This window comes from Alphaproteobacteria bacterium (assembly GCA_041396705.1).
Classification (GTDB): domain Bacteria; phylum Pseudomonadota; class Alphaproteobacteria; order CALKHQ01; family CALKHQ01; genus CALKHQ01.
On sequence record JAWKYB010000023.1, the window covers coordinates 43,928 to 63,738 of the forward strand.

Consider the following 19,811-nt stretch of genomic DNA (forward strand, 5'->3'; position numbering starts at 1 on the left):
GTCGGGCTCAGGCCGCCGGACGCATCCGCGCCAGCGGGTGCGACGATCGCGGCAGGCCGACAAGCTGGCGCAGCTGGCCGCCGGCGATGCGCAGCCGGCCCTTGAGGCCGGCGCTGCCCGCGGCGCGGCCATAGGCCTCGGCGATCGCGCGGCGCGACGCCGCCGGATCGAGCAGGCATTCGGTGAAGCTGGTCGGATCGTCGAAGTTGTTGAAGAAGCGGTCGGCGATGCGCTGCTGCGGGCTGGCGTTGCCCGGCCGGCCGTCGCTGCCGTACTGCGCGATCAGCACCTCCTTGGCCGCCGGCGTGATCTCCTCCAGCAGCAGGTTGTTGAAGGCGTTGGTCGCCCGGCCCGAGCTCTCGTAGAAGCGGTCGAAGGTGGCGCGCATCCAGGCGGCGTCGAACGGACCTTCCGGCCGCTCGGCGACCGCGGCCAGCAGCGTCCCGATCTGGCGATAGCCGTTGTTGGCGCCCTGGCCGCCGATCGGGTCCAGGCTGTTGGCAGTGTCGCCCAGCGCCATCGCCACGCGCCCCGACGGCAGCGTGCCGACCGGGTCGCGGAAGCAGGGTACGAACTGACCCTTCAGCCAGCCGTTCGGGTCGGCGAGCTCGGCGTCGCGGAACCAGGCGTGGTCCCACGGGATGCAGTCGCGGAACACCCGCTTCGCCCGCGCGACCACCTGCTCTCCGTCGGCGCAGTCGTCGAACGCATCCAGCGGGCCGCCGGGCCGGCCCTCGAACAGCAGGTTCCAGCAGGCGAAGCCGTCCTTGTGCCAGTAGGGGATGGCGAACTCCTCGCCCCAGGCGGCGAAGAAATTGAATTTGATGGCGGGCCGGAACGGAATGCCGTCGCCGGTGCGGTCCAGCGGCGCGTTGCGGACCACCATCATCGTCAGCTTGCGCGGCGGCGCGGTGTAGGTGGAGCGTGCCTCGTCGCGGGCGAACAGCCCGCCGACGTCGCCGCGCCCGGCCGCCACCAGCACAAGGTCGTGCGCCGCGGCGATCGCGTCGAGGCGGGGGACGTCGACCCGCTCGATCTCCACCCGGCCGCCGCGGGCTTCCAGGTCGCGGGTCCAGCGATGGCTCTGCAGCCGCACGTCGATGGCACGGGCGGGCCGGTCGAGCCGGCCCATCAGGTCGATCAGCTGCCAGCCCGGCTTGTGGCAGAAGGTCAGGTGCACGCCCTCGATCGCCGGCGCATCCGCATCCCAGTGGTTGAGCCCGGTCTCGGCCTCAAGGTCCAGCGAGGTGGCGAAGCGGCATGCGGTGCCGGTGGGCGGCACCTCGTCCAGCCAGGCCTGCGCCGACCGCTCGGAATAGAGCGTGACCGCGTGACCCTGCTGCAGCAGGCCGTGCGCGGCGACCAGCCCGTTGATCCCCGACCCGACCACCCCGATGCTTGCCATCGCTTCTCCCCCCCTTAGCCGCCGGTCATTCCGCTGCCCGCCGGCCGCGTGCCCGCCGTCGCCGACCGCCAGCGCGCGCGACGCAGCCCTCCCCCGTGCCGGGGGAGGATGAATTGCGGCCCCGTCGGCGCCGCACGGATGCAGCCGTCGCGCTCACCCCTGCGGCCGATAGATCTTGACCGGGGCGTCGGCCTCGAAGGCCTGGCGCTCATACTCGACCAGTTCGAGCTGGTTGCCCCACGGGTCGAGCACATAGTTGACTTTGATGCCGGCGCAGGGCCCTTCGTCGATGACGATCGGTCCGGCCATCAGCGTGCAGCCCATGATCGCCAGATGCGCCTTGGCCGCGGCGATGTCGGCGACCTTGAACGCGATGTGGTGGCCGCCGATGTCGCAGTTGCGCGGCGGGCTCGGATTGGCGTCGGCCGGCCGCTCGTAGCGGAACAGCTCCAGCATCAGGTTCGGCGCGATGTGCAGCATGGCGATGGTCAGCCGCGCGCCGGCGACGTTGACATGGGCCTCGGTCCAGTCGCGGCCGTCATCCGCCCGCGGCATCTCCGCCGCATCGAACGGGCCGATGCGGTAGAGCTCGGTCCCGCCGAATGCCTCGCAGTAGAACGCCACCGCTGCATCGAGGTCGGGCACGGTCAGCCCGACATGATCGACATGGGAAAGTCCGGGGATCGGTCCGCGCATCGGCTGTTCCTCGTTCTGGCGCGCCGCGCGCAAGGCGGCGTCTGTCGTTGCCCGCAGGCTAGCCGCGAATGCCGGGCCCGGCCAGAGGGTCCGGCTCAGGACGGTGCGGGCCAGCGACCGGCGACGAAGGCGTCGACCAGCGCACCGAGCCCAGGTTCGTCCATCTCGGCGAAGGCATAGCGGGCGCGCACCACCGGCCGGTCGATGCGGATCAGCGCGGCGAGGTCGCAGGGCGTGGCGGAGACCACCACCTCGGCCGGGCTGGCGGCGATGGTCGCGGCGAGATCGTCGAGCTCGGCCGCGCCGTATCCGAGCGCAGGCAGCACCGGCCCGATGTGGCCATAGGCGGCGTAGGCGGCGGCGATGCGGCCGACCGCGCCCGGGCGCGGGTCGACGATCTGCGCCGCACCGCCGGCCGTTGCCGCGGCGAAGCCGGCGCCATAGGCCATCTCGCCATGGGTGATGGTGGGCCCGTCCTCGACCACCAGCACCCGCCGCCCGCGCACCGCCGCCGGGTCGTCGAGCGTCACCGTCGAGGCGGCGTTGACGATGGCGGCGGTCGGGTTGAGCGCGCGGGCGTTGCGCGCGGCCCGCTCGCGCTCCGACGGGCCCACAGCGTTGGCCTTGGCCACCACGATGACGTCGGCCATCCGCGCCACCGCCTCGCCGGGGTGATAGCGGGCCTCGTCGCCGGGCCGGAGCGCGTCGGTCAGCACGATGTGCAGGTCGGGCCGCACGAAGGGGAAGTCGTTGTTGCCGCCGTCCCACAGGATCAGGTCGGCCTCCGCCGCCGCCGCGGCGACGATGCGCCCATAGTCGACCCCGGCGTGGACCACGTTGCCGACGGCGATGTGCGGCTCGTACTCCTCGCGCTCCTCCACGGTGCATGCGGCGGCGTCGAGGTCGGCGCGGCTGGCGAAGCGCTGCACCGCCTGGGCGGCCAGGTCGCCATAGGGCATCGGGTGGCGGATCACCGCGCAATGCAGGCCCGCCGCCTTCAGCCGCTGCGACAGCCAGCGGGCGGTCTGCGACTTGCCGCAGCCGGTGCGCACGGCCGAGACCGCGATCACCGGCACCGGCGCCGCGATCGTGGTTGCGCGCGGGCCGAGCAGGGCGAAGTCGGCGCCCGCGGCCAGCGCCACCGAGGCCCGGTGCATCACCGCCTCGTGGCGGACGTCGCTGTAGGCGAAGACGACAAGGTGGACGGCGCGGTCGCGGCAGAGGTCCGCCAGTCCGGCCTCGTCGACGATCGGGATGCCGTCCGGGTAGAGCGGCCCGGCCAGCGCCGGCGGATAGCGGCGGCCGTCGATGTCGGGGATCTGCGCGGCGGTGAAGGCGACCACCTCGGTCGCCGGATCGTCGCGATAGACCATGTTGAAGTTGTGGAAGTCGCGCCCGGCGGCGCCCATGACAACCACCCGCCTGCGTCCGCCCGCTGCCGCCATCGCCCGCACCTCGCGTTGCGCCCGGTCAATTCCGCCGCCCGGCCCTGGCGTCATATTCGACCGGCGGGCGGCCGCCCGCAACGCCGCGCCGGGAGGGAGCAGCATGGCAGAGGCACGGACCCGGATCGCCCCCGACGTCGCCCGGATCGCGATCTCCGCGATCAAGGAGATGGCGATGGCCAGCGCGGCGGTGCCCGACGCGGCCTCGCTGGCCTGGGGCCTGCCGTCGTTCCGCACGCCGGCGCACATCCGCCGGGCGGTGGCCGCGGCGCTGGAAACCGACGCCGACATCGGCAAGTACGCCCTGCCCGACGGCCTGCCGGCGCTGCGCCGCGCCGCCGCCGCCGCGCACGAGGCCGCCACCGGCATCGCGGTCGATCCGGACCGCGAGGTGATGATCACCTGCGGCAACATGCAGGGGCTGAACGCGCTGCTGCAGGTGCTGGTGGCGCCGGGCGACGAGGTGATCCTGACCGACCCCGGCTTCGCCTCGCACATCCACCAGATCGCGCTGTGCGGCGGCACCGGCGTGTGGTGGGCGATGGACGAGGCACGCGGCTGGGCGCTCGACCTCGACGCCCTGCCCGGCCTGATCGGGCCCCGCACCCGGGCGATCATCCTGGTGTCGCCGTCGAACCCGACCGGCCGGATCTTCGGCGAGGCCGAGCTGCGCCGGGTCGGCGAGATCGCGGCCGAGCGCGGACTGTTCGTCCTGCTCGACGACCCCTATCGCGCCTTCACCTTCGAGAACCGCGACCGCTATTTCAACCTGGCCGCCGTGCCGGCGCTGCGCGACCGGCTGGCCTATCTCAGCACCTTCTCCAAGGCGCATGCGATGAGCGGCTGGCGGCTGGGCACGATGATCCTGCCGGCCGGGCTGAAGGCGCAGGTGCTGAAGGTGCACGACGCCACCATCATCTGCACGCCGCGCATCTCGCAGGTCGCCGGCCTCGCCGCCCTGACCGGCCCGCAGCACCACCTGGCGGAATTCGAGGCGATCCTCGGCCGGCGCCGCGACCGCATCTGCGCCCGGCTCGACGCGGTGGCGCACCTGTTCGACTACGTCCGGCCGGAGGGCGCCTATTACGTGTTCCCGCGCATCCGCGTCGCGCATGCGGATTCGCGCAGCTTCGCCTTCGACCTGCTGCAGCGGGCCAAGGTGGCGGTCACCCCCGGCGGTGCCTTCGGCCCAACCGGCGAGCACCATGTGCGCATGGCCTTCTGCGTCGAGGAGGACGCGATCGACCGCGCCTTCGACCGGATCGAGGCGCTGTACGGGCGCTAAATCCTTCGTCCTTGTCGAAGGAAGTTTCTATAACATATTGATATGAAATATTTTCATCCGAATGGGGTCGATCTATTCGACGTGGTGGCCGTGTTCGGGATCGTTGGCGAACGTCTCGATGTGCTGGCGCAGCAGGTCGGCCCCGTAGTCGTTGCCGTTCGGTGTCCGCACCACGGTGTGAACGTGGTTGCGGGAAGGCCCATCGCCGTCAAGCGCGATCGGGCCCTGGTGGTCGAATTCGATCAGGATCACAGGGCTGTGGATGCGATAGTAGAAGACGGCGTCGTCCCCTGTCTCGCCGATCCAGGCGAACCAGGTCTCGTCGAGATGGGTCAGCACCTCCTGCATTTTCACGGCGGCGTGGCCCTCATCGAGGTTGTCGACATAGAGCTCGATCAGGTCGACGAGCATGGCGCGCTGCGCCTCGTCGAGACTGCCGGCGGGGATGCCTTCGAACGGAATGACCTGATTGTCCTTGAACATCTCGGTGCGGTTCTCGGACCGGCCCTCCTTGGCGCCGAGCAAGGCCAGCTCGCGTTGGGCCGGCGACAGCGTCTGCATCAGGGCGAGTGCCAATTCCTCCTCGGCCTCCAGGATCGCGACGCCGGCATAGAGGCCCGAGTGCGCCCGCGTCGGCTCGGATCCCATGAAGGTGGGCGTCATCACCACCTGGTCCCCGAGCACGAAGTAGTTGACGATCAGGTGGTGGCCCTCGATCTGCCAACCCCACGGTTCGGTTGCCGAAGGGTCGCCCAGCACGGTGACCCAGTAGAGGTGCTCGCCATAGTCCTCGAAGTTGTCGACCAGCTCGGCGAGGTGGTGATTGAGCCGCATGATGTCGCGGGATGTCTCGTAGCCCTTCGCGCTGAGCGAGGCGCGCAACAGGGCGTGGGCCCGCTCGCGCTGGACGTCCGACATCTCATCGAGCGATATCCCCTCGCGCGGGAAGCTGTGGATGTTGGCCCAGTTGCGCCAGACGTTCATGTCGTCGACCGGGAACCGGACGCGCCGACGCAGTTCATCATCGAGCGAGGCGAGAAAAGCGCTCGCCGCCGCGATCACGGGTGCGGTCGACGCGTCGGTCGCTTCGATCGCAAAGAGGCCGGGGGATCGAACACCGTCGACGGTGATGCCGACGAACGGCTGGGCCAGCGCTTCCGCCGCCATGCCCTGCGGATCGAAGCCCTGTGCATGGACGGGATCGTCCGACAGACAGGCTGCCAGGGCCAGGCAGGAGACGGTCGCGCACGCGGTCATTCGGCGGTTGCTGATCATGATCATTCGTTCCTCCCGCGCGTGGGTTGGGGCGGCGATGCGGCGCGATACGACGGCCAGACACGGCGTGCCATCCTCCGGCATCAGACAGGCCGGACGACAGCGCCGCCGATGCGATAGGTCCGGCTCGTCGCAGGGCCTGCACGCCGACTGCAGATACCCGCTGCCTGTCGCAGGCCGATCCCAATCCGCACCCGATTAGGTATCGGAACGTCGCAAGGCGCGGAGCCTGCGACAATCCGATACACAGCCGGCGGTGCGGACGGGATTGGCTTGCTGCCGACCGACCGGGACCGATCAGCCGCGTTCCGGCCGCCGTGAGGTCGGCACCGCGTCCGGATTGAGCCGGCAGGACATTCCCCGGCCGCCAGGACGGCTACGAGCCCGGCGACAGCCGCAGCACCGCGCCGTCGTCCTCGTCGGTCACCAGCCAGATCGCGCCGTCGGGGCCCTGCTGCACGTCGCGGATGCGCAGGCCCAGGTCGTCGATCAGGCGTTCCGCCTCGCGCGCCGCGCCGCCGTCGACGTCCAGCCGGACCAGCGCGCTCGAGCGCAGGCCGCCGACGAACAGGTCGCCTTGCCAGTCGGGGAAGGCATCGCCGTCGTAGAACATCATGCCGGACGGCGCGATCACCGGCGTCCACTGGAAGATCGGCGGGGTTACGCCCGGCATCTCGGCCGCGCCGGTGCCGACCGGCGTGCCCCAGTAGTTGATGCCGTAGGAGACCAGCGGCCAGCCGTAGTTGGCGCCGGGCGCGACGACGTTGAGCTCGTCGCCGCCGCGCGGACCGTGCTCGATCTCCCACAGCACGCCGGTCGCCGGGTTGATTGCCGCGGCCTGGACGTTGCGGTGGCCGTAGGACCAGATCTCCGGCAGGGCGCCGGGCTCGCCGACGAACGGGTTGTCGGGCGGCACGCTGCCGTCGGGGAACAGGCGCACGATCTTGCCGAGATGGGAATCGAGGTCCTGCGCCTGGTCGCGGAACGCCTCGTCGGAGCGCTCGCCGAGGGTGACGTAGAGGTGGCCGGCGCCGTCGAACACCAGCCGCGAGCCGAAGTGCTTGCTGCTGTCGACCTTCGGCCGCTGCGCGAAGATCACCGTCGTGCCCTCCAGCGCGGTGCCGTCTTCGCTGAGCCGGCCGCGGGCGACGGCGGTGCCGTTGGTCCCGTCCGGGCCGGGCTCCGCGAAGCTGAGATAGACCAGCCGGTTGGCCGCGAAATCCGGATCGATCGCCACGTCGAGCAGGCCGCCCTGGTCCTCGGCGAACACAGGCGGCACCCCGGCGAGCGGGTCGGACAGCGCAGCGCCGGGCGCGAGCAGCCGCAGGCGGCCCGGCCGCTCGGTCACCAGCAGCGCGCCGTCGGGCAGGAACGCCAGCGCCCAGGGGTGATCCAGGCCGGCGACGACGGTCTCGACCCGCATCGGCCCGTGGCTGCTGTCGACGACCCGGTCGATGGCGCCCGCCGGCGTGACACAGCCGATCAGACACAGCGACGCGCTCAGCGCCGCGACACGTTGCACGGACGGAGTCATGGCGGCAGGCTCCCTGGCTCGGCGGGGCAGGATCGCCCCCATGGCAGGGACCTAGCGAAATCGGACGCGATGTCCAGTGCGCTCCGCGCCGCCGCAGCCCGCCGCCCGGCTAGGCGCGTCGGTAGCGCAGGCCCGACGGTCCGAACAGCAGCCAGGCGATGTAGCCCAGCACCGGCAGGATGAAGATGGCGATCACCCACAGCGTTTTTTCGCGGGTCGATGCGCCGCTGCCGATCACCTTTGCGATCGCATAGATGTCGAGGATCAGCACCACCAGCGCGGCAAGACCTTCGAACATGGCTGCGTCTCCCGTCGTTTCGTGCGATTTCTTGCGCTGCGGGGCAACAACGACAGGGACCGTCGCCGGTTCCATGCGCGCATCGGCGGCGCCCACGGGGAGGAAGCGGACGATGGCAGGGGTATCGGTCACCGAGCGCATCGCGGCGTCGGCGGACAGGGTCTGGGGCGTGATCGGCGATTTCGGCGGGCTGGTCCGCTGGCTGCCGGCGATCGCGGCCTGCACGGTGGAGGGCCACGGCATCGGCGCGGTGCGCACGCTGGGCTTCGTCGGCGCCGACGTTTTCGCCCGCGAGCGGCTGGACGCCCACGACGATGCGGCGCGCAGCTATACCTACACCGTGGTCGGCACCGACCTGCCGATCGCCGCCTACAACGCGACGATGACGGTGGCGCCCGACGGCGACGCCGCCAGCCTCTTGCACTGGTCCAGCAGCTTCACGGTGACCGCAGACGGCGACGAGAACGAGGTGGCGACGATGATCGAGCGGACCTATCGCGACGGCATCGCCAACGTGCGCACGATCCTCGGCGTCTGAGCCGGTGCGCCGAGGGCGGGCGCTTCACCAAATCTTCGCCCTTGCGGCCCAGGCTGGCTTCCGCGTTCAACCGGGGAGGCCGTGCGGCCATGGCAGGATTGACCATCGGACTGACGGGCGCCGCCGCGATCGCCGTCGCCGCGGTGGTCATGCTGGCACTGCGGCATCGGCGCGCCGCCAATGCGCACGCCACGGCACCTGCGCGGGCCGAAACGGCGCCGGACGCCGCGGCGCTGCGCGAGGCCATCGCCGCGCAGGCCGAGGCGCTGGCCGGCATCGTCGCGGTGCAGCGGCAACCCGACCCGCCGCACGCACTGTCGCGCGCCCGGCTGGCCGAGTTGACCCGGCTGCACGACGAAGCCAAGGCGTTCCTGGCCCGGCCGATCGTCGCCGCTGGTGCCGGCGCCGCGCGGGCGGCCGAGCGGCTGGCCGAGGCCGAGCGCTGGGCGGCGCGCCTGCGCCACGCGGCGCTGGCCGAGCTGGCGGCGCCGATCCTGGCCCAGTGCAACGAACGCCACCGCGACGCCGTGCGGCGCACCGAACTGGCGGCAGCGCGGCGCATCGCCATCGTCGAGGCCGGCCAGCGCGCCGCCGCCGCCGAACCGAGGGTCGCGCAGGTGCGCTGAGTTGCCCGCTCTTCGGCGGCCGGCGGTTCAGCCGGCGTAGTGGCTCCGGCACTCCGTCTCGCGGCCGCGCACGACGCGGCGCCCGGTCAGCGTGCCGCGGGTCTCGGTCACCACCGTGCACTGCCCCTCGGGCCGGTCGTCGCGGTGATAGTAGATCACCACCCAGTCGCGGACCCGGTCCAGGCGGTGGGCCTGGGCGGTGTTGGAAAAGAGCGCGGTGAAGCGCCAGTCGCCGCGTTCCGCATGCAGGATCGGCAGCCAGGCCTCGCCAGCCGGGTTGAACCGGCGCGGGGCGATCCTCTCCAGGCTGCCAGCCGCCGCCCTGTCGCGGTATTCGGCATCGACGGCGAGGATGTCGGCCACGCCGGGCTCGTCGGCCGGCGCCGCACGTGGCCGGGCGCGCCCCCGCTGCAGCATCTGGGCGAGCGCGGCGCGGATGCCGGCGGCACGGCGGGCGCCGACGCCGGGCACGCCTTCCAGCCGGCCGTCGTGGGCCGCCGTCTCCAGGTCCTCCAGGCTGTCGACGTCGAGCGCATCGTGGATGCGCCGCGCCAGCTCGGGCCCGATCCCCGGCACGGCGCGGAACAGCGCCTCCGGGTCGACCGTGCCGCGCAGCCGCTCCAGCTGCGCCCAGCGTCCGGTGCGCGCCATCTCGGCGATCGCGGCGGCCAGCGCCTCGCCGATACCCGGCAGCGCGACCAGGCCCTCGACGCCGCCTTCCGCGAGCACGTCGCCGACGTCGCGCTCCACCCGGTCGACGGAGGCGGCGGCGTTGCGGTAGGCGCGCACGCGGAACGGGTTGGCCTGCTGGGCGGCCAGCAGGTCGGCCGCCTCGCGCAGATGCACCGCGATCGCCTGGTTGGTCGCCCGGTTGGCCATGATCGCCCATCATGCCGCAGCGCCGCGGCGGCTGTCGATGCCATGCGCTGGCCGTGGCGCGCGGCGCGTTCTAGGCTCGCGCCATGGCCGCAGCCCCGCCCCGTCCGCTCGCCGCCCTCGCCGCGGCCGTCCTGCTGACCGCCACGCTCGGCTCGATCCATGCGTTCAGCGTCTTCATCGAGCCGTTGGAGGCCGCCTATGGCGCCGCCCGCGCCGACGTCGCGCTGGTCTATTCCGTCGCCCTGCTGGCCCTGACCGCCGCGGTACTGTGCGCCGGCCGCGTGTTCCAGGCCCTGCCGGCGCCGACGCTGGCGCTGCTGATCGGCCTGGACAGCGCGCTGGGCCTTGCGCTGCCGCTGCTGTTCGAGGGCATGGCCGCGCTGTATGTCGGCTATGGCGTGGTGTTCGGCTTCGCCAACGGCATGGGCTATGCGCTGGCGCTGCAACTGGCGGCGCGGAGCTTCCCGGCACGGGCGGCCACGCTGATGGGCCTGGTCACCGCCGTCTATGCGCTCGGCGCGATGGTGTTGGCGCGGCTGTTCGCCATGCTGATCGCGCTGGACGGACCCGGCACCGCGCTCGGCGCGATGGCGGCGCTGATGCTCGCCGCCAGCGCCGCCGCCGCGGTGGCGGTGCGCCTGTCCGGGCTGACAGTCGCCGCCGCCGCACCTGACCGGGCCGCGCGGCCGCCGCTGCCGGTGCGGCCGATCGCGCTGATGTGGCTCGGCTACGCCACCGCCTGCTTCGCCGGCCTGATGGCCATCGGCCACGCCGCCGCGCTGGTCGAGGCCGCCGGCGGCAGCCCGCAGCAGGCGACGATGGCGGTGTCGCTGATCGCGCTCGCCAACGCCGCGGGCGGGCTCGCCGCCGGCGCGGTGGCCGAGCGCCGGGACCCGCGCGGCCTGCTGCTGCTGGCCGCGCTGGTCGCCGCGGTCGCGCTGGCGGCCCTCGCCCTGGCCGCGGGGCCCGGCGGCGCCATCGCAGCGCTGGCCGCGGTCGGCCTGTCCTACGGCGCGGTCATCGCGCTGTACCCGGCGCTGGTCCATGCCCTGCTCGGGATCGAGCGGATGGCCCGGGCCTATGGTCGCGTTCACCGCATGGGGCATCGCCGGCCTTGCCGGGCCGTGGCTCGCCGGCGCGCTCTACGACCGCGACGGCAGCTATGCGGTGCCGTGCGCCATCGCCGCGGTGGCAGCCGCCGTTTCCGGCGGCGTCGCCCTGGCGCTGCCCGCCCCGCCGCGCGCGGCGCCGCGGCGGCCCGGCTGACGCGGCGCCGGTCAGTCTTCCAGGGCGAACGGCAGGTCGTACTCGCGAACCACCGCGGCCGCCTTGCTGCGCACCTTGACCTCGACGCGGGCCTTCAGCGGCGGGCCGACGACCAGCGAGGCCTTGACGAACTGGTCCGCGTGCACCGCCCAGGATTCGCTCTCGAGCGGCAGCACGTCGATGCCGGCCTTGCGCGCCTGGTAGGCCCAGCGCTCGACCGCCAGCGGCTCGTAGTTGACGAAGCGGCCCATGTAGAACAGCTGCAGGCCGGGCACGCCCCGGTTGCCCATCTCGGGATGGTGCATCACCTCGACCGTCAGCGTCGAGTTGTCCTCCAGGTCGCGCAACTCGATCCTGTCGATCAGCGTCTTCTCGGCTGCCATTGTGTCCATCTCCGGTTGACCCGGCCGTTCGGACGGCCGGGCGAGTGCAGGCGGTGCGGTCGGGGTCAGCCGGCGGGGTCGAGGCCCAGCTCGGCGCACATCTCGGCATAGGCGGCCGCGCGGTCGGCCGGGTCGTCCGGGCCGAAGCGCAGGAACATCGGCCGGCGGTCCCAGTCGAACTCCTCCGCCGTCCGGCCGCGGATGAAATACAGCAGGGCCGCGAAGTGCACGCCCCTGCCATCCCGCGCGGTGCGGGCGCCCCGCTGCAGCGCGGCGATCACCCCGGCGGTCGGGCATTCGGCCGCCAGCCGCAGCGGCAGGCTCAGGCTCATGTCTTCGTCCGGCTGGTTCAGCGCGGCGACGATCTGGGTCTCGATGTCGGGCATCAGCCCGGCCGCGTGCAGCGCGGCGGCGGCGTGCAGCGCCATCGCCGGGTCGCCGCCGGCGGCCACCGCGCGCACCGCGGCGACGGCGCCCGGCGTGCCCAGCCTGACCAGCGCCTCGACGTCGCGCCAGTCGCGGCCGGCGCGGCCGACCAGCCGCGCCTCGATACGGACGCGCTCGTCGGGCGTCAGCGCGTCGAGCGCGTCGAGGTCGTAGGGCGTGCCGTCGTGCCATTCGTCGTAGCCGATCGCCATGCTGTCGAGAAAGCGGGAATAGGCGGCGCTGCCTGCGGTGTTCATGGCGGTTGCCTGTCCAGGGACGTGGTCCGGGATCGCGGCCCGTGCGGCCGCCGCCCTCTGTCGCGCCATCACGGGTTTCGGTTCAACCAGTCGTCGAGCCGGGCGCGGCCGAGCGGCGCCAGCGTCCGGTCGGTCACGCCGGCGACGATGTCACGCAGCGCGCGGAGCGGCGGACGGAAATCCGCCGCGGCCGCGAACCGCTCGGCCAGGTCGACCGCCTGGCCGAGCTCGGCCTCGTACTGCCGCGGGAACGGCGTCTCGAAGGCGGCGACCCGGGCGCGCACCGCCTCGGCCCGGCGCAGCAGCGCGTCGCGCACCGGTGCCGCCAGGCCGGCGGGCGCGGAGTCCAGGCTGCGCTGGACGAAGTCGAGCGCGCGGGCCCATTCGGCGCCGGCCAGCGTCGCGGCCAGCTCGTCGGCCAGCGCCGCGCGCTGGCCGATCTCCGCCCGCGCCCAGGCGCGCACGTGTATCGGCTCTTCCTCGTCGGCGAAGGGCAGCCACGCCTCCAGCGGTGCGTCGACCGCCAGCTCGCCGAGCGCGGCGAGCCGGATCGATTCGTGATCCGGCGCCGGGGCCGACGGCCGGTCGGCAGCCGCGACCCGGGTGCGGCGACGGCCGTTGCGCACCGCCGCCCAAGCCGCCAGGCCGGTGGCCGCCCCCAGCGCCAGCGCGGCCAGCAGCAGCGCGATCATCGCGCCGGCGCCGATCGCCGCGGCGATGCCGGGGTTCATCGCCCATGCGACATAGGCGATCTCGGCCAGCGGCACGACGAAGGGCAGCACGACCATCGCGGCCCTCGGCGCGGCCGGCAGGTCGCGCGCGCCGGCGAGCGCGGCCAGCACCACGACCGAGCCCGCGCCGAAGCCGGCATGCACCAGCACCACGGCCGCGTACTGCAACCCGCTCGTGCCGCCGATCCAGGCGAAGGCACCGGCGCCGGTCGCCGCCAGCAGGCCGAAGCCCAGCGGCAGCCAGCGCAGCGGCGTCAGCATGAAATAGACGATGGCGGCGCCGGCCTTGTCCGGGCCGGACAGCTGCCGGTTCGAGCCGATGACGGCAGCCAGCAGCCAGGTCACGGCGAATGCCGCGGCCAGCGCGATGTCGACGGCGACGGTCAGGATGGAGCCGGACGCTTGCCGCGGCCGTCAGCCCGCCGCGACCACCGCCTTGGCCAGCGCCAGGATGCCGTCCGCGAAGGTGTTGCGGCCGACCTGCTGCTTCAGCGCCGGCACGTCGTCGGGAGCGGCGTCGAATTCGGCCGACCACTCGACGAAGGTACGGTCGCCCTCGGTTACCGGCGTGCAGCGGAAGGTGGCGACGTAATTCGCCAGCGGCAGCGGCGATTCCAGGATGTTGTAGGTGAAGCAGTGGTCGAGGTCGCTGAACGACAGCAGCATCTCGCGCAGGTGCGCGCCGTTGGCCAGGTGGAAGTTGCGCACGCAGCCGACCCGGTCGGCGGGCTGGCCGTCCTCGACGTGGCTGTCGGCGATCAGGGGATGCCAGGCGTGGTGGCCGTTGAAATCGCGGGCGACCGCCCAGACCTTCTCGATCGGCTGGTCGATCACGTCGCTGACGTAGACTTTCGCCATCGGAGCTTCCCCCCTTTGTGCGGCTTGTCGGTGCGGTGGGCGCGGCGTGCCGCGCGCCGGTTCATATCCGGCGGCGCAGCGGCTCAGTGCAAGGGCGGATTCGGCGCGGACGGCATTTCGGCGTCGTCGCCGGCGGCTGGCGGCGTCGGGACGAGCCCGTCGGCCGGTGCGGCGGGACGGCGCGACACCGCCAGCAGCCCGGCGACGGGACGGCCGCCCTCGAGCCGGCAGGTCGTCGGCCGGATCGCCTCGACCGCCAGCCCTGCGGCCTCCAGCACCCGGCGCAGATAGCCCTCGCCATAGGCGAAGCGATGGCCGGCGGTCAGGCAGAAGCCGTCGCCCGCCATCGATTCGACCGAGAAGGCGAAACGCCCGCCCGGCACCAGCGCCGCCGCCACCGCGCGGGCCGCGGCAGCGAGATCGCCGAGGTAGATCAGCACGTCGGCGGCGAGGATCAGGTCGTAGCGGGCCGCCGTCGCGCCGAGGAAGGCGAGCAGGTCGCCGGCGACGAGCGTGTCGTAGAGCGACTTGCGGCGGGCGACCGCGAGCATGCCCTCCGACAGGTCGACGCCCTCCAGCCAGGCGGCGGCAAGCCGGAAGCGCTCGCCGGCGAGCCCGGTGCCGCAGCCGAGGTCGAGCACGCGCGCATAGGCGGCACCGGCGCCCGCGACGGCGGCGACCAGGTCGTGCAGCTCGCCCGGCACCGCATATTCGAGCCGCTCGACCAGCGTCCGGTCGAACGCCTCGGCGCAGTCGTCGAACACCCCGGCGACATAGGCCGGCGGCAGCACCGGCGGCGCCGCCACCGCGCCGAGCAGCGCCAGCCGCACGACGGCGCCGGCTCGGTCGGCCGGATCCAGCGCCAGGCAGCGGCCGTAGGCGGCCACCGCCTCGTCGCGGCGGCCGGCACGGTCGCACCATTCGCCGAGCAGGAACCAGGCGCCGACCCAGTCCGGGGCCAGCTCCAGCGCCTGGCGGGCGAGGTCGACGGCCGCGTCGACGTCGCCGCGCGCGGCCAGGTCGCGCGCGAAATCCAGCCGCCGGTCGGCAAGCAGGTTGCCGGATGTCATGATGTCTCACGCAAGAGCACAGCGCATCCGGCCGCTGCCGCCGTCCGGGCACGCACCGGCCCGGCGCGCAGCACTTAGGGCCGCGCGGGCGCGGACGCAAGGGGCATCGCAGCGCCGCACGTCGCGGATGACCGCCGGCCCGGCGTGGGGCACTGTGGTGCGGTCCCCGGAGTCGAGGCTTTGGCGATGGCCCTCATGCGATCGATACGCAGTTCGCTGCGGCTTGCGCCGCTGGCGTTGCTGATCCCGCTCGCCGCCGCGCGGGCGGACGACGTGCTGCCGCCCGTACCGGCGCAGTTCCTGGTGCAGGACGGCGCGACCGCGTCTGCCAGCATCGCCGTCGGCGCCGACGGCACCGCGCACATGGCGGCGGTGAGTTATGACGACAACGTTGTCTATGCCACCTGCGCCGCCGGCTGCGGCGAAGACGGCGCCTGGATGCGCACGGCGTTGCCGGTGCCGGGCGCGATCCGGGTCGAGATCGCGGTCGCCGCGCGGGGCGCGCCGCGCCTGCTGGTCGTCGCCGAGGCAGCCGACGGGCTCGGCGGGCGCGACTTCCTTTACGGCGCCTGCGACCCCGGCGGCTTCCTGGCGGCGCGCCGCGACTGCAGCCGGCCCGGCGACTGGACCCTGACCCGGGTGGCCGGCAGCCACGAAAGCGGCATGGGCGACTTCTTCGAGCGCCTGCTGCCCACCCACAGCTTCGCGCTCGACCCGGCCGGCAACCCGCGCTTCGTCTATCCCGACTCCGACTATTTCAGCGAGCCCGACCACTACGGCGTGTTCTACATGAGCTGCGAGGGCGGCTGCACCGACCCGGCCGGTTGGAGCGAGACCGACCTCGCCAACCACCTGGAATACCGCACCGAGCAGTTCACCCGGCCGGCGCTGGCGGTCGGCCCGGACGGCGCCGCGCACATGCTGGCCTGGGTCTACGGCTTCGAGCCGGACGGCACCGCGATCCCCAACGACCTCTACTACTACGGCTGCCAGGCCGGCTGCGCCGACCGGGCCAACTGGCGGCGGGTCGACCTGGTCAACCCGGGCAGCGGCAGCTATCCCAGCCCGACCTGGGACATCGCGGTCGACCCGCAGGGACGGCCGCGGGCGGCGGTGTTCGTCGCCGGTGCGCCGGAGCAGGCCGACCTGGCGGATTCGCTGCTCTACTTCTGGTGCGACGCCGACTGCACGACCGACCGCGGCTGGGCCGGCACCGTGGTGCTGACGGACGGCTTCGGCGAGGGCCCGGCGCTGGCGCTGGACCGCGCCGGCCGGCCGCGGATCGCGCTGCTGTCGCCGGACGCCCTGCCGGTGGTCGCCGCCTGCGACGCCGGCTGCGTGGGCGACAGCCCGGCCTGGACCAGCCGCTTCCTGGAGGCCGAGGCCGACATCGCCGCCGACCGTCCGACCGCGCTGCCGTTCACCTGCGACGGCGAGCTGTGGCACGGGCTGATGCCGGACCTGGCGGTGGCACCCGACGGCCGCGCGCTGGTCGGCTACGACGTCTCGGTGCAGGCACGTTGCCTGTACCAGGCGTTCCAGGAGCCTGAGATCACCTACGACTTCCACGAAATCTGGCGCGGCGCCCGAGTGGCGGAACTGGCGGACGAGTGAAGCCGCCGCCCGGCCCGCAGCGGATCGCCAGCCTGATTTGACGCCTTGCTCCGGGGTCGGTTTTCGGTCTTAATCGAGTTCGGAAAAGCTTTTCCTTCGATCGGAGGCCGCTGCGGCGGCTTTCTTACGGGCCGTGCGGGAAAAGCTTTTCCGACCTGCGCCGGGCGCCGGCAAGCGCGCTTCGGCGAGCCAATGGGAGGAAACAATGAAACTGAAGCAGATGCGTGGTGCGGCCGTCCTGCTTGCCGCCACCGGCATCCTCGCCGCCACCGGCCAGTCGGTCGTGGCAGTCGAACTTTCGATGTGGGTCCGCGAAAGCGCGGCGGACCCGGGCCAGCTGATGGTCGACCTGTGGAACGCCAACCACGACGACAAGATCGTGCTGACGGCGATTCCCGACAACCAGATGGTGACCAAGCTGGCCACCGGCGTGCGCGCCGGCGATGCGCCGGACCTGGTCTCGTTCGACCTGATCTACATGCCCGATTTCATGCGCGCCGGTTTCCTGGTCGACGTGACCGAGCAGCTGGAGGCAGATCCGAACTACGCCACCCATGTGGCGGCGTACAAGGACATCGCCCGCTACGAGGACCGCATCTACGGGGTCGGCTTCACGCCGGACGTCTCGGTGCTGGCCTGGAACAAGGACCTGTTCGCGCTGGCCGGTCTCGACCCCGAACAGGGGCCGCGGTCGATCTACGAGATCCAGGAGATGGCAACGAGGATCGGGGCGCTGGGCGACGACACCTACGGCTTCTACTTCGCCGGCTCCTGCCCGGGCTGCAACATCTTCGTCACCTCGCCGCTGATGGTGGCGGGCGGCGCCAAGATCCTGCCGCGCAGCGGCGACGACAGCGCGCTGGAGGGCGATGCGATCCCGGAGGTGATGCGCGTCTTCAAGGAGATGTGGGACGCGGGCCTGATCCCGGAGAGCGCGGAGGTCGACACCGGCGCCAACTTCGTCTCCGCCTTCACCGCCGGCAACGTCGGCATCGCCGGTACCGGCGGCTTCCTGATCTCGCTGATGGAGCGCGAGTTCCCGGACTTCAACTATGGCCTGACGCTGCTGCCGGGCCTGGAGCCGGGCCAGGTCTCGGGCTTCGTCGGCGGCGACGTGGTGGCGATCCCGATCGGCGGCCCCAACGAGGCGATCGCGCGCGAATTCCTGACCTGGGTGCTGACCGACGAGGCCCAGCTCGAGGGGCTGGCCAAGAATTCGATCCTGACCACCCGCACCGATCTGGCCGACAACAGCTACTTCGCCAACCAGCCGAAGGTGCAGGTGACGGCGCAGGCGCTGGCGGCGGGCTACGTGCCCTGGGTGTTCCACTTCGCCGACATGGTGAACTCCGACTCCAGCCCGTGGATCACCATGCTGCAGCAGGGCATCTTCGACGGCGACATCGACGGCGCGATCGAGGAGGCCCGCGCGGCCATGCTGGAGATCGCCAGCGAATAGGCACGCAGCCCGGGCTTGCGGACCGCGCGGGCCGCTGCATCCGATGATCCTCAACCGAAGGCGCTATGTCGGCCTGGCCTATGTCGCGCCCGCGCTGCTGTTCGTGGCGGTGTTCGTGGTCTATCCGGTCGGCCAGCTGATCTGGGCGTCGCTGACCAGCGAATCCCTGCTCGGCGAGGGCGAGATCGTCGGCTTCGACAACTACCAGAAGGCACTCGAGGACCGGTCGTTCTGGCGGGCATTCTGGTTCACGGTCAAGTACACCGCGATCATCACGCCGATCCTGATGGGCCTCGGCTTCGCGCTGGCGCTGCTGACCAGCGTGAACCGGCCGCTGGTGCGCTTCGCCCGCGGCGTCGTGTTCCTGCCGGTGGTGATCGGGCTGGCCTCGTCCAGCCTGCTGTGGTTCTGGCTGTTCGACCAGCAGGTCGGGCTGTTCAACGCGCTGCTGGTCGACCTCGGGCTGCTCGACGAGCCGCTGGTCTGGTTCCGCCAGGCCGACCTCGGCCTGTTCGCGGTGATCATCTCCGTCGTCTGGAAGGTGGTCGGCTTCGGCATGATCCTGATGGTCGCCGGCATCCAGACCGTCGGCCAGGATCTGCTGGAGGCGTCGATGATCGACGGCGCCGGCTACTGGCAGCGGGTGCGGCGGATCATCGTGCCGCTGGCGCTGCGCTCGATCCTGCTGGCGACGCTGATCTCGGCGATCGGCTCGATGCTGGCCTTCGACCAGTTCTACCTGATGACCGGCGGCGGGCCGCGCGGCCAGACCTTCACCTCGGTCTACTGGATCTACCAGACCTCGTTCGTGCGGTTCGACCTGGGCTACGGCAGCGCGCTTTCGGTCATCCTGATGCTGATCATCATGGCCGGAACCGCCGTGCAGCTGTGGCTGGCGCGGCGGAGCGTGCGGACGTGAGCGTCGTGGCCGAGACCGCGACCCGCATCGGCGCGCAGCGGCGCGGCGGCGGCGCCGCCCGCTATCTGATCGGCGCGATCTGCATCGCTACCGTTGCCGTCATGCTGTGGCCGCTGGTGACGAGCCTGCTCGCCTCGATCAAGCCGGCGCCGGAGGCGGCGGTCGCGCCGCCACACTACTGGCCGCGCGAGCTCAGCGTCGAGAACTACCTGTCGGTGTTCACCTATCAGGCCGGGCTGGCCAACTACGTGCTCAACAGCCTGATCGTCGCCGGCCTGACCATCCTGTTCTGCCTCGCGCTGGCGATCCCGGCGGGCTACGGCCTGGCCCGGTTCGACGTGCCGTTCAAGGAGGCGCTGTTCCTGCTGATGCTGGCCAGCATGATGATCCCCTATCAGGCGCTGCTGGTGCCGCTGTACCTGATGTTCTCGTCGCTGAAGCTGGCCGGCACCTATGTCGGGCTGGCGATCGTGCACACGATCCTGCAGCTGCCGTTCAGCATCTACCTGATGCGCAACAGCTTCGAGGCGATCCCGCGCGAGCTGGAGGAGGCGGCGGTGGTCGACGGCTGCAGCTCGCTGCAGATCCTGCGCAGGATCTTCGTGCCGCTGGTGCTTCCGGGCATCGTCACCGTGGCGCTGTTCGCGTTCATCATGAGCTGGAACGAGTTCATCGCCGCGCTGATCTTCATGAGCGACGAGGGATCGTTCACCGTGCCGATCATGCTGACCGGGGTGGCCACCGGCGACTTCGGCACGATCAACTGGGGCGCGCTGCAGGCCGGCGTCATCATCTCGATCCTGCCCTGCGCGCTGGTCTATGTCCTGCTGCAGAAATACTACATCTC

General features: G+C 72.1%; 19 protein-coding genes. 8 read left to right on the forward strand and 11 right to left on the reverse strand.

All coding sequences use genetic code 11. From position 1 onward, the window contains the following. Positions 1-7 precede the first annotated feature (7 nt). The 3 genes from R3F55_24300 to R3F55_24310 form a co-directional block, all read right to left on the reverse strand. Positions 8-1,405 (reverse strand): styrene monooxygenase/indole monooxygenase family protein, encoded by a 1,398-nt coding sequence (locus R3F55_24300; GenBank protein MEZ5670497.1) that lies wholly within the window; start codon positions 1,403-1,405, stop codon positions 8-10. Between the two features lie 153 nt (positions 1,406-1,558). After that, on the reverse strand, positions 1,559-2,101 hold the full coding sequence (locus tag R3F55_24305) for a VOC family protein (GenBank protein ID MEZ5670498.1): 543 nt from the start codon (positions 2,099-2,101) through the stop codon (positions 1,559-1,561). Positions 2,102-2,196: 95 nt separating this feature from the next. Continuing rightward, complete coding sequence (locus R3F55_24310) at positions 2,197-3,546, reverse strand: GTPase (GenBank protein ID MEZ5670499.1); 1,350 nt, start codon at positions 3,544-3,546, stop codon at positions 2,197-2,199. A 103-nt stretch (positions 3,547-3,649) separates the two neighbouring features. Between R3F55_24310 and R3F55_24315 the strand changes: the two genes are divergently transcribed. Then, positions 3,650-4,831, forward strand: a complete 1,182-nt coding sequence (locus R3F55_24315) for a pyridoxal phosphate-dependent aminotransferase (protein MEZ5670500.1) — start codon at positions 3,650-3,652, stop codon at positions 4,829-4,831. Between the two features lie 72 nt (positions 4,832-4,903). Here R3F55_24315 and R3F55_24320 read toward each other — a convergent pair whose 3' ends face one another. From R3F55_24320 to R3F55_24330, 3 genes are all read right to left on the reverse strand, one after another. Then, positions 4,904-6,190: a DUF3500 domain-containing protein gene (locus tag R3F55_24320; protein ID MEZ5670501.1), complete on the reverse strand. Its 1,287-nt coding sequence runs from the start codon at positions 6,188-6,190 to the stop codon at positions 4,904-4,906. 292 nt (positions 6,191-6,482) lie between these two features. Next, positions 6,483-7,640, reverse strand: a complete 1,158-nt coding sequence (locus R3F55_24325; GenBank protein ID MEZ5670502.1) for a PQQ-dependent sugar dehydrogenase — start codon at positions 7,638-7,640, stop codon at positions 6,483-6,485. A gap of 109 nt (positions 7,641-7,749) precedes the next feature. After that, positions 7,750-8,070, reverse strand: a complete 321-nt coding sequence (locus R3F55_24330) for a PLD nuclease N-terminal domain-containing protein (protein ID MEZ5670503.1) — start codon at positions 8,068-8,070, stop codon at positions 7,750-7,752. Here R3F55_24330 and R3F55_24335 point away from each other — a divergent pair. Further along, positions 8,051-8,476: an SRPBCC family protein gene (locus R3F55_24335; protein MEZ5670504.1), complete on the forward strand. Its 426-nt coding sequence runs from the start codon at positions 8,051-8,053 to the stop codon at positions 8,474-8,476. The two genes, R3F55_24330 and R3F55_24335, sit on opposite strands and share 20 nt — an antisense overlap. Before the next feature lie 89 nt (positions 8,477-8,565). Next, positions 8,566-9,102, forward strand: coding sequence for a hypothetical protein (locus R3F55_24340; GenBank protein ID MEZ5670505.1), 537 nt, complete (start codon positions 8,566-8,568; stop codon positions 9,100-9,102). A gap of 27 nt (positions 9,103-9,129) precedes the next feature. Here R3F55_24340 and R3F55_24345 read toward each other — a convergent pair whose 3' ends face one another. Then, positions 9,130-9,981 (reverse strand): helix-hairpin-helix domain-containing protein, encoded by an 852-nt coding sequence (locus tag R3F55_24345; protein ID MEZ5670506.1) that lies wholly within the window; start codon positions 9,979-9,981, stop codon positions 9,130-9,132. 83 nt (positions 9,982-10,064) lie between these two features. Here R3F55_24345 and R3F55_24350 point away from each other — a divergent pair, with 83 nt between their 5' ends. After that, entirely contained in the window at positions 10,065-11,741 is a 1,677-nt protein-coding gene (locus R3F55_24350) for an MFS transporter (GenBank protein ID MEZ5670507.1), read from the forward strand. Here the strand turns inward: R3F55_24350 and R3F55_24355 are convergent. From R3F55_24355 to R3F55_24370, 4 genes are all read right to left on the reverse strand, one after another. Then, entirely contained in the window at positions 11,696-12,313 is a 618-nt protein-coding gene (locus R3F55_24355; GenBank protein ID MEZ5670508.1) for a hypothetical protein, read from the reverse strand. The genes R3F55_24350 and R3F55_24355 overlap by 46 nt on opposite strands. 68 nt (positions 12,314-12,381) lie before the next feature. Further along, complete coding sequence (locus R3F55_24360; protein ID MEZ5670509.1) at positions 12,382-13,389, reverse strand: hypothetical protein; 1,008 nt, start codon at positions 13,387-13,389, stop codon at positions 12,382-12,384. Between the two features lie 69 nt (positions 13,390-13,458). Continuing rightward, complete coding sequence (locus R3F55_24365) at positions 13,459-13,902, reverse strand: SRPBCC family protein (GenBank protein MEZ5670510.1); 444 nt, start codon at positions 13,900-13,902, stop codon at positions 13,459-13,461. Between the two features lie 83 nt (positions 13,903-13,985). Beyond that, positions 13,986-14,972, reverse strand: coding sequence for a methyltransferase domain-containing protein (locus tag R3F55_24370; GenBank protein MEZ5670511.1), 987 nt, complete (start codon positions 14,970-14,972; stop codon positions 13,986-13,988). Positions 14,973-15,167: 195 nt separating this feature from the next. Between R3F55_24370 and R3F55_24375 the strand changes: the two genes are divergently transcribed. From R3F55_24375 to R3F55_24390, 4 genes are all read left to right on the forward strand, one after another. Continuing rightward, positions 15,168-16,586: a hypothetical protein gene (locus R3F55_24375; GenBank protein ID MEZ5670512.1), complete on the forward strand. Its 1,419-nt coding sequence runs from the start codon at positions 15,168-15,170 to the stop codon at positions 16,584-16,586. Positions 16,587-16,791: 205 nt separating this feature from the next. Beyond that, on the forward strand, positions 16,792-18,045 hold the full coding sequence (locus tag R3F55_24380; GenBank protein MEZ5670513.1) for a sugar ABC transporter substrate-binding protein: 1,254 nt from the start codon (positions 16,792-16,794) through the stop codon (positions 18,043-18,045). Positions 18,046-18,088: 43 nt separating this feature from the next. Continuing rightward, positions 18,089-18,964 (forward strand): sugar ABC transporter permease, encoded by an 876-nt coding sequence (locus R3F55_24385; GenBank protein ID MEZ5670514.1) that lies wholly within the window; start codon positions 18,089-18,091, stop codon positions 18,962-18,964. Further along, the coding region (locus tag R3F55_24390) for a carbohydrate ABC transporter permease (GenBank protein MEZ5670515.1) at positions 18,961-19,811 on the forward strand (851 nt) is incomplete at its 3' end. The genes R3F55_24385 and R3F55_24390, both read left to right, overlap by 4 nt.

Excerpts from the sequence above, each read along its gene's own strand:
- R3F55_24365 (MEZ5670510.1), bottom strand. The coding sequence starts at position 13,902 with ATGGCGAAAGTCTACGTCAGCGACGTGATCGACCAGCCGATCGAGAAG.
- R3F55_24310 (MEZ5670499.1), bottom strand. The coding sequence starts at position 3,546 with ATGGCGGCAGCGGGCGGACGCAGGCGGGTGGTTGTCATGGGCGCCGCC.
- R3F55_24305 (MEZ5670498.1), bottom strand. The coding sequence starts at position 2,101 with ATGCGCGGACCGATCCCCGGACTTTCCCATGTCGATCATGTCGGGCTG.
- R3F55_24380 (MEZ5670513.1), top strand. The coding sequence starts at position 16,792 with ATGAAACTGAAGCAGATGCGTGGTGCGGCCGTCCTGCTTGCCGCCACC.
- R3F55_24300 (MEZ5670497.1), bottom strand. The coding sequence starts at position 1,405 with ATGGCAAGCATCGGGGTGGTCGGGTCGGGGATCAACGGGCTGGTCGCC.
- R3F55_24335 (MEZ5670504.1), top strand. The coding sequence starts at position 8,051 with ATGGCAGGGGTATCGGTCACCGAGCGCATCGCGGCGTCGGCGGACAGG.
- R3F55_24385 (MEZ5670514.1), top strand. The coding sequence starts at position 18,089 with ATGATCCTCAACCGAAGGCGCTATGTCGGCCTGGCCTATGTCGCGCCC.
- R3F55_24320 (MEZ5670501.1), bottom strand. The coding sequence starts at position 6,190 with ATGCCGGAGGATGGCACGCCGTGTCTGGCCGTCGTATCGCGCCGCATC.
- R3F55_24355 (MEZ5670508.1), bottom strand. The coding sequence starts at position 12,313 with ATGAACACCGCAGGCAGCGCCGCCTATTCCCGCTTTCTCGACAGCATG.
- R3F55_24340 (MEZ5670505.1), top strand. The coding sequence starts at position 8,566 with ATGGCAGGATTGACCATCGGACTGACGGGCGCCGCCGCGATCGCCGTC.
- R3F55_24325 (MEZ5670502.1), bottom strand. The coding sequence starts at position 7,640 with ATGACTCCGTCCGTGCAACGTGTCGCGGCGCTGAGCGCGTCGCTGTGT.
- R3F55_24375 (MEZ5670512.1), top strand. The coding sequence starts at position 15,168 with ATGCGATCGATACGCAGTTCGCTGCGGCTTGCGCCGCTGGCGTTGCTG.
- R3F55_24350 (MEZ5670507.1), top strand. The coding sequence starts at position 10,065 with ATGGCCGCAGCCCCGCCCCGTCCGCTCGCCGCCCTCGCCGCGGCCGTC.
- R3F55_24370 (MEZ5670511.1), bottom strand. The coding sequence starts at position 14,972 with ATGACATCCGGCAACCTGCTTGCCGACCGGCGGCTGGATTTCGCGCGC.
- R3F55_24315 (MEZ5670500.1), top strand. The coding sequence starts at position 3,650 with ATGGCAGAGGCACGGACCCGGATCGCCCCCGACGTCGCCCGGATCGCG.
- R3F55_24345 (MEZ5670506.1), bottom strand. The coding sequence starts at position 9,981 with ATGGCCAACCGGGCGACCAACCAGGCGATCGCGGTGCATCTGCGCGAG.